Source organism: Amycolatopsis sp. NPDC088138 (genome assembly GCF_044741685.1).
Lineage (GTDB): Bacteria > Actinomycetota > Actinomycetes > Mycobacteriales > Pseudonocardiaceae > Amycolatopsis.
This window is the reverse complement of sequence record NZ_JBIUTB010000006.1, coordinates 45,880-58,392: the sequence shown is the minus strand read 5'-3', so window position 1 is coordinate 58,392 and position 12,513 is coordinate 45,880. Positions and strand designations below refer to the sequence as shown.

The window sequence follows — 12,513 nt, the reverse complement described above, 5'->3', positions numbered from 1 at the left end:
CGCACGGTAGCCAGAACCCCTGCCACGGCGGAACATTCGAGCGTGCGCACCCGCGATCCGGCGCACGGGTGCGGAATTCAGCCGGCCAGGAGCCGGCGGTTCCACCACGTCGGCGGACGGCGGCCGAGCACCTCGGCGAGCTCCTCGATGGACTGCTGCAGCACGCGCAGGTCGTCGGCGAGCAACGCCTGCGGGCCGTCGCACAGCGCCTGTTCGGGATGGGGGTGGACGTCGACGAGCACGCCGTCCGCGCCGACCGCGACCGCCGCGCGCGAAAGCGGCAGCACGAGGTCGCGCCGTCCGCCGGAGTGCGACGGGTCGATCATCACCGGCAGGTGCGAAAGCCGCTGGACGACCGGCACCGCGGAGATGTCGAGCGTGTTGCGGGTGGCCGTCTCGAACGTGCGGATCCCCCGCTCGCACAGCACGATGTCGAGGTTGCCGCGCTGGGCGATGTACTCGGCGGCCATCAGCCACTCTTCGATGGTCGAGTTCATCCCGCGCTTGAGCAGCACCGGCTTGCCGGCCTCGCCCGCCGCCTGCAGCAGCGCGAAGTTCTGCATGTTCCGGGTGCCGATCTGGAGCATGTCCGCGTACTGGGCGACCATTTCGACGTCGTGCGCCGCGACCACCTCGGTCACCACCGGCAGGCCGGTTTCGGCCCGCACATCCGCGAGGATCCGCAGGCCGAGCTCGCCGAGGCCCTGGAAGGCGTAGGGCGAGGTGCGGGGCTTGAACGCGCCCCCGCGCAGCAGGGTCGCGCCCGCGGCCTGCGCCATCCGCGCGGCCTCCAGGGTCTGCTCCGGCGTCTCCACCGCGCACGGCCCGGCGATCAGGGTGATGGTGTCCGGGCCGATCGGCACGCCGCGGACGTGCACCGTGGAGCGTTCCTTGTGGTGCTCCAGGCTCACCAGCTTGTACTTGGCGGAGATGCGGGTGACGCTGTGCACCCCCGGCAGCGCGCTGAGGTTGAGCGCCTCGAACCCGTCGACGTCGCCGACCAGCCCGATGATCACCCGGCTCACCCCGCGGCTGACGAAGGCCTCCCCGCCCGCCGCCGTCACCCGGTCGACGACGGCATCGACGTCTCCGGCCGCGGCATCGGTCGCCATGACGATGACCATGAGTTCGGCACCTTCTCCCCGGCTGCGGCCGCCACCGTCGGCGGCCCTCGGTACCGAGCATCCGGCAGCGCGGCGAGCCCCTGCGTCCTCGCGGTTGCGCAGGGCCGGAGGGTCAGCCCTCGTCGGTGAGGAACTTGGCCAGGCCCGTGTACCCGCCGTCGTGCAGCCGCTGGCCGGACTCGGTCGCGTAGGCCTCGTCGGCGCGCAGGCCCACGCCCTCCACCATGCGGTTCATGAAGTTGAACAGCGCGCAGACCAGGACGGCGTCGTGCAGGGCGTCCTCGCTCCAGCCGGCGGCGTACACGGCTTCGGCGTCGGCCTCGGTGATCCGCGACGGCGTGCGGGTCAGCTTGCCGACGTAGGCGAGCACGGGCTTGAGCTTCTCGTCCACCGGCGCGGATTCGAGGTCCCGCACCGCCGCGGCGAGCGTGCCCTCCGGGACGCCGAAGGCCTCCGCGGTGATCGTGTGGATGCCGTGGCAGTAGTCGCAGCTGTTCACACCCGAGACGTACGCCGCGATCAGCTCGCGTTCGCCCGCGGTGAAGGGCGAGTCGGCCCGCATCACCTGCTCGTGCAGCTCCAGCAGCGGGCGGGCGGGGCCCGGGTGGGCCTTGAAGACGTCCAGCAGCCGCGTCTCAGCCGGCAGGAACTTCAGGTACGACATCGGATTCTCCGTCTCCGTCGGCGACCCGGTCGACTTCCCCGCGACGCAGCGAACAGGCCGTCAAGTAGGCGACCGAGGCCGGACCGGCCTCGGGGACAGCGGTGGTGACGCGCCCGGCGGCCTCGGCCCACGCCCGGCGCGGCGAAGCCGACGTCTCGGCCCGGCTTTCGACGAGGTCCCGGACGGCGCGCCAGCGGGCCCGCCCGGCCGCGACCAGGTCGGCGAACCCGAGCCCGGCCACCTCGTGCCGGGCCAGGTCGACCGCCTGGGTCACCAGCGCCGGGTCGTCGGCGATCCGGGCGAAGCCGAGCCCGGCGAGCAGGCGCCGCGCGTCGAGGCCGAGCAGGATGATGCCGACCTCGGTCGCGGGCGGGTCGTCGATCGGGGGCAGCGTGAACCGGGTGTCAGGCATGGGCCACCGCCGGCACCCGCCCGTGGCGCAGGCCGTGCGCGATCGACGCGGCCACCCGCGCGGTCGCCACCCGGTGGCCGTCGATGTTGCGCGCGGCCGGGCCGAGCACCAGCCCGGCCGCCGCGCCGACCACCGAAACCCGGGGCGCGCGGGTGTAGCCGAGCGTCCGCTCGTCGAGGGCGGGCCAGCCGTCGCGCTCGGCGACGACGTCCGGGGGAAGCAGGCCGCCGCCGATCGACGGCGTCGTCCCGAGGGCCAGCACGGCCCGGTCCGCCTCGATCAGGCGGCCGCTCTCCAGCCGGCACACCACCCCGCCGCTGCCGTCGCCGACCTCCTTGACCGACTCGCCGCGGTGCACGACCAGCCGCCCCTCGGCCTCGGCCTGCTGCAGCCGGGGGCGGAACTCGAACATGATGGACGCGCGCCGGTGGCGGCCCATCAGCTCCAGCCGCCCGGCCCGGTCCACCCCGTCGAAGCGCGCGCGGCCTTCGGGGCGGAAGAAGGACGAGTTGACGTCGGCGCACTGGTAGCGCTCTTCGGTCTCCCGCACGACCCAGTGGACCTCGTGGCCCGCCTCGAGCGAGGCGGTGAGCAGGTGCGCCGCGGTGAGCCCGGCGCCGACCACGATCCGGCGGTGCCCGCCGGCGGGCACCGGTTCATCCCAATAGGACACTCCGCGCGGCGGGGTGCCGCCGCCCCACCAGGCTTCGGGCGCCGAACGCCGTTCCTCGCCGAGGCAGAGCACGACGTGGGGGGCGGTGACGGTGAACCGGTTCGCGCGCACGGTCACCGCTTCGGCGGTGGGCAGCACCTCGCGCACCGACGCCTGCCACGTCCGTTCGCCGACGTGGTGGCTCGTCACCAGGTGGTCGCAGTAGGCCTCGAAGACGTCGACCGGCACGACCGAGCGGTGGCCGGCCTGCGCCATCCGGATCTCGCGCCGCTCGACCTCGGTGAGCCGCGACCAGTGCAGCCGCGCGAAGTCCAGCAGCTCGCAGTCGCGGTAGCCCTCGACGCCGGGGTGGTGCTCGTAGGGCGAACGCAGCACCCGCTGGCCCAGCCGGTCTATCCGGTCGAAGAACCGGCCGCACGGCCGGCCTTCGCGGTCGAGGAGCACGACGTCGCGCACGCCGTGGTGCCACAGCGCGGACGCGACCGCGAGCCCGGCCGGGCCGGCGCCGACGATGACGACGTCGGCGCTGTTCCCCGGCGCGCCGGGGCGGCCTGGTGCCCCGGCCACGCTCAGGCGCGGCCAGTCACGCCCGCGGGGCGAGTCCAGCAGGTGCGGCTCCGGCACGAACTTGATCACGGGTCCCCCAGGGTCGCCGCGCCCGCACCGGGGCTCAATCGAGGACGGTGATCGGCACCGCCAGCTCGACCACCGGGCGCTGCTGCATCCCGTTGGCGACCAGCTGCTCGAGCGTCTCCAGGGACTGTTCGGCGCTGTCGGTGGCGATCGGGCTGTAGCGGGAGTAGAAGTACCCCGGCTTGCGGCCGCTCGTCTCCATCGAATACATCTTCAGCACCGCTTCGCCCGGGCGCACCTCACCGTCGTAGAAGGTGAGGCGCCGCTGGTCGGGCGTCATGAAGGACTTCGCGAACTGCGGGGACATCACCGCGGCGCCGGGGTCGTCGACGAACGTCGAGTCCTCGTCCAGCACCGCCTGCATGGCCACCCAGGTCCGGTCGGTCAGGTTCGTCTCGGCCTTGATGACCTGCCAGCGGCCCGCCTCGGGCAGGGACACGCTGATCGAGACGTCGTGGTCGGTGGTGTCGATCGCGCCGGTGATCATCAGGACCCGGCGGCCGAGGTCGGCCACCCCGGTCATCTGGATGTCACGAGCTCGGACCCGGCCGTGGACGTCGAGTCCGGGCAATTCCGGTGACGACATGGTGCAGCCTCCTTATGACAAGGACCCCAGGAATAAGGGCTGACCAGCGAACACGAAAAGGCTTTCACACGCCGCGAGAGGCTGTCAAGGTGAGGGATACATGATCGACCGCGCGTAATCGCACGCACCGGGCGGGCGCCGCCGTAACCCGTTCGGCCTAGGCACCCTCCGGGCTGCTCGGCTCCTCGCGAGCTGGGGCGACGTCACCGTCCGTGTGGTCGGGGGCGCCGACGTGGCGGATCTCGAACGACGAGTCCGCACGCCGCACCAGCACCTTGAGCACCAGCTGCGGCCGCACCGAGACGATTAAATTGCTCCGGTCGTCCGGGTCGCCGAAAATGTCGTAAATCAGGAAAGCGGAACCGTCGCCAATAGCGAACAATGCCTCGTAAACAACATTTCGCTCGGCTTGTGACGCCGATTCAGCCCACTCCTCGAGCAACTCGAGTCCATCGACGAGCTGGAGGCGCATTGCCATCCGCCGGCCTCCCAACCAACGTCGCGAGGTACCCGGGACGGGGACGCGGGCCAGGCCCGCGCCGGGCCCGGTGACACTCCGGCCCAAACAGCCTCCAGTGTCACCCGGGAAGGGGCCCGAGATCATCTCCGATCGTGCGCTCCGGCACCCGGAAGCCCGTGCACTAGCGGACAAGGTGCGCAGTGCGCAAGTGGTCGCGCCGAAGCCGTGGGGTGTGCACTGGGAGGTCAGGAGTTCCGCATACCCCCGTCCCCCGGTGACGACACCGGCGTCCGCATCCGAGGTGCCCCATGACCGAACAGCTCAGCCCGCGCGAGGGCTTCGCCGCCACCGGGACCGGCCCGCCGCCGTCCGCACCGGCTCTCCGGCGCGCGCCGGAGAGCGCGGCCGAGCGCCAGCGCACCTGCGCCGCGTGCGGGGCGCGGTTCCGGCCGGGGCAGCCGACCGGGCTCGAGGTGCTGGTCGACGGCGAAGTCCGTTACGTGGCCGTACATCGCGGCCACAGCACGCACGCCGCCGCGCGGGAGCGGCAGGCCGAGTCCCGGCTGCGCGCGATCCGGCCGCAGGAGCGCGACGCGGCGGCGTGAGGGCACCGGTTCCCGCACAGCGGGAGACGTGTTCCGGGGCCCGCCGGTGCGAACCTGGACGTACCGGCCGACCGCGGGTGTCCCCGTTTTCGGCCCGTTTCCCCGTGCCCGCCCGCGGTTCTCGTCGCTCGCGCCGAAAGGAAGCACTATGACCACGAACGAGGCGTCGGCCGCCGACCAGGCAGCCGTCGCAGTGATGACCCAGAAGATGCTCGCCGCCTGGGCCCACGGTGACGCGTCGGCGATCGCCGATCTGTTCACCGACGACGGCACACTGATCCTGCCGGGCATCTTCCGGCAGGGCCGCCAGGACATCAAGGCCTACTTCACCGAGGCGTTCGCAACCACCTACGCCGGTACCCAGGTCGTCGGCAAGCCGATCAGCCTGCGCTTCTTCGGTCCCGACACCGCGCTGCTGCTCTCTTCCGGCGGCGTCCTGGCCGAGGGAGAGACCGAGGTCTCCGACGAGCAGGCCATCCGGGCCGGCTGGTTCGCCGTGCGCACCGACGGCCAGTGGCGGCTCGCCGCCTACCAGAACAGCACCGCGAAGACCGGCCTGCCCCACCCCGGCGCATGACCGGCGCCACCCGCCGGGTTCCGCCGGGACCGCCGCGCCGGGCGGCTCCGGGGATCCTCCGCAAGCTCCGCGCGGACCGGCTGGGCCTGATGAGCGAGGCGGTCCGCGAGTACGGCGACGCGGTGCGGGTGGCGATCGGCCCGAAGACGCTCTACATCTTCAACCACCCCGACCACGCCAAGCACGTGCTCGCCGACAACGCGGCGAACTACCACAAGGGCATCGGCTACACCGAGGCCAAGCGGGCGCTGGGCGACGGGCTGCTGACGTCGGAAGGCGCGCTGTGGAAAGAACAGCGGCGCACCATCCAGCCGGTGTTCCAGCACAAGCGGATCGCCGCGCAGGCCGACGTGATCATCGACGAGGCCCTCGGCCTGGTCGAGCGGCTCGCCGTCCACCGCGACAGCGGCCGGCCCACGGACGTGCTGTCCGAGGTCACCGCGCTCACCCTCGGCGTGCTCGGCAGCACCCTGCTGGACACCGACCTCAGCGCGTTCGACGCGGTCGAGCACTCCTTCGAGGCCGTGCAGGACCAGGCCATGTTCGAGATGGAGACGCTGGGCATGGTGCCGCGGTGGCTGCCGCTGAAGGGGCAGCGCGCCTTCCGGTCGGCCCGTGAGCACCTGCAGCACGTCGTCGGGCTCCTCGTGGCCAAGCGGAAGGCCGAGCCGTCCGCGACCGGTGACGACGTGCTGACCCGGCTCATCGCCTCCACCGCCAAGGAGACCGACAAGCGGGTCGCCGACCGCCGCATGCGCGACGAGCTGGTGACGCTGCTGCTGGCCGGGCACGAGACGACGGCCAGCACGGTCGGCTGGACGCTGGACCACGTGAGCAGGCACCCGGAGGTCCGGGACCGGCTGCACGAGGAGGCGGTGGCCGTCTACGGCGACCGGCGCCCGGCCTACGAGGACCTGACCAAGCTGCGGTACACGCACATGGTGCTGCAGGAGGCCATGCGGCTGAACCCGCCGGTGTGGATCCTGCCGCGCCGCGCGCTCGCCGACGACGAGGTCGGCGGCTACCACGTGCCGGCCGGCTCGGAAGTCCTCATCTGCCCGTACATCCTGCACCGGCACCCGCGGTACTGGCCGGAGCCGGAGCGGTTCGACCCGGAGCGCTTCGACCCGGACGTGCCGTCGGACCGGCCGCGGTACGCGCACATCCCGTTCGGCGCCGGTCCGCGGTTCTGCGTCGGGAACCACCTGGGCATGATGGAGGCCACCTTCATCATCTCCTCCCTGATGCGCGACCTGCGGTTCGATCCGGTGCCCGGTTTCTCGGTCAAGCCGGAACCGATGATGTCGCTGCGCCTCGGCGGCGGGCTCTCCCTGACCGTCCGCTCGTTCCCGGACGCCGGCCGTGCCGCGGCCTGACCCCGTCGGACATCGCGAAAGTGAGTGAACATGACTGAGCAGGCGGAGAACGGCTACGGCCGGCCCGAAGACCACCCGAAAGCGGCGGAGTTCGCGAAGCTGCGAGCCGCCATCGCCGACGAGGGCGTCCGGGAGCACTTCCCGTTCCGCTTCCTGGCCGCCAACGAGACGTTCGCCCGTCTCGTCGACGCGACCGCCCACCGGATCCTCTCCGCGATCGGCGCCCTGCCGACGGCCGCCGGCACCTCGGTCCCGCAGGCCAAGCAGGAGCTGTCGATCCCGTGGCGCCGGACGATCCCCCTGCACTTCCTGTACGAAAAGCTGTCGGACTCGGGGATCTTCGCCCGGGAAGGCGGCCGGTACGTGCCCGGCACGGTGCCCGTCCCGTCGTTCGACGACGTCGCCGCCGAGCTCGCCGCGCGGGAACCGGGTGCCGCCGTCGCCGTCGAAATCCTGCGGACGCTCATCGACGAGGCGAAGACGTTCTTCGCCGGCGAAGCCACCGGCGACGAGATCCTCTTCGCGCCCGCGCAGCTCCCGCTGTGGCTGAAGTACTTCTCCAACGACAACCTGCTGTACTCCATCAACAACAAGGTCGGCGCGGAAGCGCTTTCCCGCCTCGCGGCCGAGGCGGACGGCGGCACGTTCGAGATCCTCGAGATCGGCGGCGGCTGCGGCAGCGGCGCCGAGGAGGTGCTCCGCACGCTCGGCTCCGACGTCACGCGCTACCGCTTCACCGAGGTCGCGGAAACCTTCGCCCGCCACGGCGAGCGGGCGGCCAACGCGGCCGCGTCGCCGTCGACGACGGTCGAGTCGGCCCGCATCGACATGACGCTGCCGTGGGAGTCGCAGGGGGTCGAGCCGGGCACGTTCGACGCGGTATACGCGGTGAACTGCTTCCACGTGGCGCCCGACCTCGACTTCGTCGTCGCCGAGGCGGCGAAGGCGCTGAAGCCGGGCGGGGCGGTCGTCGTGTCCGAGTGCGTGCGCCCGACGAAGCTCGCGCGGCCGATCCACGCCGAGATCATCTTCGACTTCCTCGACAGCTTCACCGACGTCATCACCGACCCGGTGAAGCGGCCGACGCACGGCTTCCTCACCCCGGCGGCCTGGCGCGCCACGTTCGAGGCGGCCGGGCTGGCCGACGTCACGATCCTGCCCGACGTCGACGCGATCGCCGAGGAGTACCCGGACTTCGTGGTGGGTGCCGTCATCGCCCGCGCGAACACCGCCCGATAAGGAGCCCTTTGATGGTCGCAGGATTGGTCCGGTTCGCGGTGCGCAGGTCGCTCCGCGACACCCGGTACGTCGAGGTCGTGCGGCGGAGCCGGGCCCGCGGCCTGGTCGCCGCGGTGTACCGGCAGGTGGAACGGGACTTCAGCATGCTCGCGCCGCCGGTGGCGCTGCACTCGGCGGCCCCGGAGGCGATGGCGGCGGCGTGGGCGATCCTGCGGGAGACCCTGCTGGCGCCGGGCCGGGCCGACCGGGCGGGCAAGGAAGCCGTGGCCACCGGCGTGTCCGAAGCCAACAGCTGCCCGTACTGCGTCGACGTCCACGGCATGACGCTCGCCGCGATCCCGGCAGGCGAGTCCGACCGGGAGGCCCTCGAGAAGTGGGCCCGGGTGTCGGCGACCGGGCCGGCGGGCGTCCCGCCGTTCCCGGCGGAGCAGGCGCCCGAGCTGATCGGCGTCGCGGTGGCGTTCCAGTACTACAACCGCGTGGTCAACGTGTTCCTGCGTGACTCGCCGTTCCCGTCGCACGTCCCGGAGTCGGCCAAGCCGCAGGCGCGGAAGGTCCTGGGCGGCGTGCTGCGGCCGTCGGACAAGGCCCCCCGGCCGGGCGAGTCGCTGGACCTGCTGCCGGCCGCGCCGGTGCCGGAGGACCTGGACTGGGCGCGCCCGAACGCGCTCGTGGCCGACGCGTTCGCCCGCGCCTACGCGGCGGCGGAGGCGGCGGGAGACCGCTCGGTGCCGCCCGCGGTGCGCACGCTGCTGCGCGAGCGGCTGTCCACTTGGGACGGTCAGCCGCCGGGGCTCAGCCGCTCCTGGCTCGAGGAGGCCGTCACCGGTCTCGACGAGGCCGACCGCCCCGCGGGCCGGCTGGCGCTGGCCATCGCGCTGGCGTCCTACCAGGTCGACGACGCCCTGGTGGCCGCCTTCCGCACCACCGCCCCCGGCGACGACACGCTGATCGAGCTGGCGGCGTGGGCGAGCATGGCCGCGGCCCGCCGGATCAGCACCTGGGTGGCGACCCCGGCCTGACCCCCGCCCTCCCCCGAAGCCGGCCCGGCGCTGACGCGCCGGGCCGGCTTCCCACGTCCCGCCGCATCACACGGGTCCCACCCCGAACCCGCGAGCCGACTCCCGGAATCCCCGTGTCGACCCCGCAATCACGCGTGTCGACCCTCCCATCACGTGTCGACCTCCCAAGCACACGTGTCGACCTCCCAATCACGCGAGTCGACCCTCCCATCACGCGTGTCGACCTCCCAAGCACACGTGTCGACCCCGGAATCACACGTGTCGACCCTCCGAACACGCGAGTCGACCACGTGAGGGGAGAGCCGACTCGTGATTGCGGAGCCGACACGTGTGATTGCGGAGCCGACACGCGTGATGGGAGGGTCGACACGCGGCCGGGGCCGGGCGGCGAAAGCCGGGCCCGGGGGAAGGGGTCAGTGCGGGAGGGCGGAGCGGCGCCAGGCGCCGGGGCCGGGGCGCCAGGTCTCGCCGGCCCACGGCGAACGCCGGGGCGGCGGCGGTCCGGCCGCCGCCGCCCCGGCGCACCGGACGAGGACGGCCACCAGGGCCGCCAGGCTCGCGTCGTCCGGTGCGCCGCGTACGACCAGCACCAGTTCGTCCACAGTGGACATCACAACTCCGTCAGATCGGCAGGTTGCCGTGCTTGCGGGAGGGTCCGGGCTTGCGCTTGTCCTGGAGCATCGCCAGCCCGCGGGCGATCGCGGCGCGGGTGTCGGCCGGGTCGATGATGTCGTCGACCAGGCCGCGCTCGGCCGAGTACTGCGGGTTGAGGTACTCCTCGGTGTACTCCGCGACGAGCCGGGCGCGCAGCGCGGCCGGGTCCGCCGCGGCCGCGAGGTCCCGGCGGTACAGCACGTTGACCGCGCCCTCGGCGCCCATCACCGCGATCTCGTTCGTCGGCCACGCCAGGGACAGGTCGCACCCGATGGACCGCGAGTCCATCACGATGTACGCGCCCCCGTAGGCCTTGCGCAGGATCACCTGGATCCGCGGCACGGTCGCCTCGCAGTAGGCGTGCAGCAGCTGCGCGCCCTGGCGGATGATCCCGCTCCGCTCCTGCTCCACGCCGGGCAGGAAACCCGGGACGTCGACCAGGCTGACCAGGGGGATGCCGAAGGCGTCGCAGAACCGCACGAACCGCGCGGCCTTCTGCGCGGCCGGCCCGTCGAGCACGCCGGCGAGCACCACCGGCTGGTTGCCGACGAGCCCGACCACGCGGCCGTCGATGCGCGCGAGGGCGCACAGGACGTTGCGCGCCCAGCCGGCGTGCACCTCGAAGAACTCGCCGTCGTCGGCGACCTCGGCGAACACCTCGCGCATGTCGTAGGGCTGGTTCGGCGCCGGCGGGACGATCTCCGCCAGCCGGGGCCGGTAGTCGTCCGCCGCGCCGGTCCGGGCGGTCGCGGGCGCCGGCTCGAGGTAGTTCGACGGCAGCAGGGAAATCAGGTAGCGGACGTCGGCGAGGCAGTCCTCCTCGTCGTCGTGCACCACGGTGGCGACGCCCGAATGCGTGCCGTGCACGTCGGCCCCGCCGAGCTCCTCGTGGCTGACGCGCCGTCCGGTGACGGCCTCGACGACGTCGGGACCGGTCAGGTACATCCGCGCGGTGTCGCGCACCATGAAGGTGAAGTCGGCCAGCGCGGGCGAATAGGCGGCGCCGCCGGCGCACGGCCCGAGGATCACGCTGATCTGCGGGATGACGCCGGAGGCATCGACCTGGCGGCGGAAGATCCCGCCGTAGCCGTTCAGCGCGAGCACACCCTCCTGGATGCGCGCGCCGCCGCTGTCGTTCAGGCCGATCACCGGGGCGCCGTTCGCGATCGCGAGGTCGAGGATCTTGTGGATCTTCGCCGCGTGCGCCTCCCCCAGCGAGCCGCCGAAGAGCGTGAAGTCCTGGGCGTAGACGAAGACCCGGCGGCCGTCGACCGTGCCGGAGCCGGTGACGACGCCGTCGGTGTACGGCCGGTTCCCGGCCAGCCCCGGCCCCGAGGAGCGGTGCCGCCGGTACGGCTCGAGCTCGACGAAGGAGTCTTCGTCGAGCAGGAGCGCGAGTCGTTCACGGGCGGTGAGCTTGCCCAGCGAATGCTGGCGCCGCACCGCGTCGAGCTTGCCCTCGGCGATGTGCTCCTGCAGCTCGCGACGCCGTTGCCGCAGCGACTGCATGCCGGGCCCCCGGTCGGCCGCCGGGGCGGGGGCCGGGGTGAGGGCGATCACCTGGGCGTCGCCGCCCTCCCCGGTCCGGGGAAGACGGCGACGCCCGGTGCGGCTCTCGGACGGCACGGGCACGACGTCCGCCTCGTCGGCGCGGCGTGCGCCGCCGTCGAGGGAACCGCTCACGCGGCATCCCTCATCCGCTCCTGCAGGTCGTGCTCGATCTCGGCGACGATGTCCGACCAGACCACGCCCCGGCCGAGCCGGGGCAGCGGGCGCACGGTCGCGTCGACCGGCGCGGGCGGCACCGGGGTCTCCATGGGTGAACGGGCGTCCGGACGACCTGCGTCGCTGGCGGTCATGGCTCAGCCTCCTCTTGTCGATGCGGCCCCGGTTCCGCCGGGACCTGGTCCGTTCACGCCGCTCGGGCCTGGCCGTCCACGTGGTGGTAGCCGCCGCCGTAGAACACGAGGGCGTGCTCGGCCGTACCGCGTCCGGTGGTGACCACGCGGCCCAGGAAGATCGAGTGGTCACCGCCTTCGATCACCTGGTTGAGCTCGCATTCGACCCACGCCAGCACGCCGGTGAGCAGTGGCGCGCCGGTCTTCGCGCCCGGGGTGTAGCCCACGGACTCGAACTGGGCCATGCCGTCCGGCCGCCGCCAGTCGGCGAAGTACTCGGACAGCCGCTGCTGGTCCGCCGCCAGGAAGTTCACCGCGAACGAGCCGGCGGTGACGATCGAGGCGTGCATCCGGGCCGCCTTGGACACGCAGCACAGCACGAGCGGCGGGTCCAGTGACACCGACGAGAACGCGTTCGCGGTCATCCCGTGCGCGTCGTCACCGCCGGCGGTGAGGACCGTGACGCCCGTCGCGAACTGCCCCATCACCTGGCGCAGGGCCGGCTGCGGCGAAAGCGCGCGGTGTGTCTTCGACTTCGCGAGCCGTTGCAGCGGACGGTGCTCGACGGGGTTCGCTCCTGGAGAGCCCAC

Annotated in this window: 15 protein-coding genes; 5 read left to right on the top strand and 10 right to left on the bottom strand. The window is 72.8% G+C overall.

The genetic code is table 11. The annotated features are described in order from the left end of the window. Window positions 1–77 precede the first annotated feature (77 nt). From aroF to ACIOD2_RS31875, 6 genes are all read right to left on the bottom strand, one after another. The gene (gene aroF / locus ACIOD2_RS31900; RefSeq protein ID WP_400546358.1) at window positions 78–1,124 is read right to left on the bottom strand and encodes a 3-deoxy-7-phosphoheptulonate synthase; all 1,047 of its coding nucleotides are present in this window, start codon (window positions 1,122–1,124) and stop codon (window positions 78–80) included. A gap of 112 nt (window positions 1,125–1,236) precedes the next feature. Beyond that, window positions 1,237–1,788, bottom strand: a complete 552-nt coding sequence (locus ACIOD2_RS31895) for a carboxymuconolactone decarboxylase family protein (protein WP_400546355.1) — start codon at window positions 1,786–1,788, stop codon at window positions 1,237–1,239. Continuing rightward, window positions 1,760–2,200: a DUF6187 family protein gene (locus tag ACIOD2_RS31890; protein WP_400546352.1), complete on the bottom strand. Its 441-nt coding sequence runs from the start codon at window positions 2,198–2,200 to the stop codon at window positions 1,760–1,762. The genes ACIOD2_RS31895 and ACIOD2_RS31890 overlap by 29 nt, the downstream gene beginning before the upstream one ends. Further along, window positions 2,193–3,509: an NAD(P)-binding protein gene (locus ACIOD2_RS31885; protein ID WP_400546349.1), complete on the bottom strand. Its 1,317-nt coding sequence runs from the start codon at window positions 3,507–3,509 to the stop codon at window positions 2,193–2,195. The genes ACIOD2_RS31890 and ACIOD2_RS31885 overlap by 8 nt, the downstream gene beginning before the upstream one ends. A gap of 34 nt (window positions 3,510–3,543) precedes the next feature. Beyond that, window positions 3,544–4,029, bottom strand: coding sequence for a DUF6423 family protein (locus tag ACIOD2_RS31880; RefSeq protein ID WP_323336650.1), 486 nt, complete (start codon window positions 4,027–4,029; stop codon window positions 3,544–3,546). A 220-nt stretch (window positions 4,030–4,249) separates the two neighbouring features. Next, entirely contained in the window at window positions 4,250–4,570 is a 321-nt protein-coding gene (locus ACIOD2_RS31875) for a DUF6235 family protein (protein ID WP_400546346.1), read from the bottom strand. A 290-nt stretch (window positions 4,571–4,860) separates the two neighbouring features. Between ACIOD2_RS31875 and ACIOD2_RS31870 the strand changes: the two genes are divergently transcribed. From ACIOD2_RS31870 to ACIOD2_RS31850, 5 genes are all read left to right on the top strand, one after another. Then, the gene (locus tag ACIOD2_RS31870) at window positions 4,861–5,157 is read left to right on the top strand and encodes a hypothetical protein (RefSeq protein ID WP_400546343.1); all 297 of its coding nucleotides are present in this window, start codon (window positions 4,861–4,863) and stop codon (window positions 5,155–5,157) included. Window positions 5,158–5,305: 148 nt separating this feature from the next. Continuing rightward, complete coding sequence (locus ACIOD2_RS31865) at window positions 5,306–5,734, top strand: SgcJ/EcaC family oxidoreductase (RefSeq protein ID WP_392772013.1); 429 nt, start codon at window positions 5,306–5,308, stop codon at window positions 5,732–5,734. Further along, complete coding sequence (locus ACIOD2_RS31860; protein WP_400546340.1) at window positions 5,731–7,110, top strand: cytochrome P450; 1,380 nt, start codon at window positions 5,731–5,733, stop codon at window positions 7,108–7,110. Before ACIOD2_RS31865 ends, ACIOD2_RS31860 begins: the two co-directional genes overlap by 4 nt. Before the next feature lie 30 nt (window positions 7,111–7,140). After that, the gene (locus ACIOD2_RS31855; protein WP_400546337.1) at window positions 7,141–8,349 is read left to right on the top strand and encodes a methyltransferase; all 1,209 of its coding nucleotides are present in this window, start codon (window positions 7,141–7,143) and stop codon (window positions 8,347–8,349) included. Window positions 8,350–8,360: 11 nt separating this feature from the next. Next, window positions 8,361–9,371 (top strand): carboxymuconolactone decarboxylase family protein, encoded by a 1,011-nt coding sequence (locus ACIOD2_RS31850; protein ID WP_400546334.1) that lies wholly within the window; start codon window positions 8,361–8,363, stop codon window positions 9,369–9,371. 413 nt (window positions 9,372–9,784) lie between these two features. On the opposite strand, the gene ACIOD2_RS31845 is transcribed toward ACIOD2_RS31850, so the two are convergent. From ACIOD2_RS31845 to ACIOD2_RS31830, 4 genes are read right to left on the bottom strand one after another with little or no spacing between them, the layout of a single operon-like run. Continuing rightward, window positions 9,785–9,982, bottom strand: coding sequence for an acyl-CoA carboxylase epsilon subunit (locus ACIOD2_RS31845; protein WP_400546331.1), 198 nt, complete (start codon window positions 9,980–9,982; stop codon window positions 9,785–9,787). Window positions 9,983–9,992: 10 nt separating this feature from the next. Continuing rightward, entirely contained in the window at window positions 9,993–11,708 is a 1,716-nt protein-coding gene (locus ACIOD2_RS31840) for an acyl-CoA carboxylase subunit beta (RefSeq protein ID WP_400546328.1), read from the bottom strand. Then, window positions 11,705–11,884 carry a DUF6222 family protein gene (locus ACIOD2_RS31835; protein ID WP_400546325.1) on the bottom strand — a complete coding sequence of 60 codons (180 nt, stop codon included), beginning with the start codon at window positions 11,882–11,884 and terminating at the stop codon, window positions 11,705–11,707. The genes ACIOD2_RS31840 and ACIOD2_RS31835 overlap by 4 nt, the downstream gene beginning before the upstream one ends. Window positions 11,885–11,937: 53 nt before the next feature. Next, the gene (locus tag ACIOD2_RS31830; RefSeq protein WP_400546322.1) at window positions 11,938–12,513 is read right to left on the bottom strand and encodes a flavin reductase family protein; all 576 of its coding nucleotides are present in this window, start codon (window positions 12,511–12,513) and stop codon (window positions 11,938–11,940) included.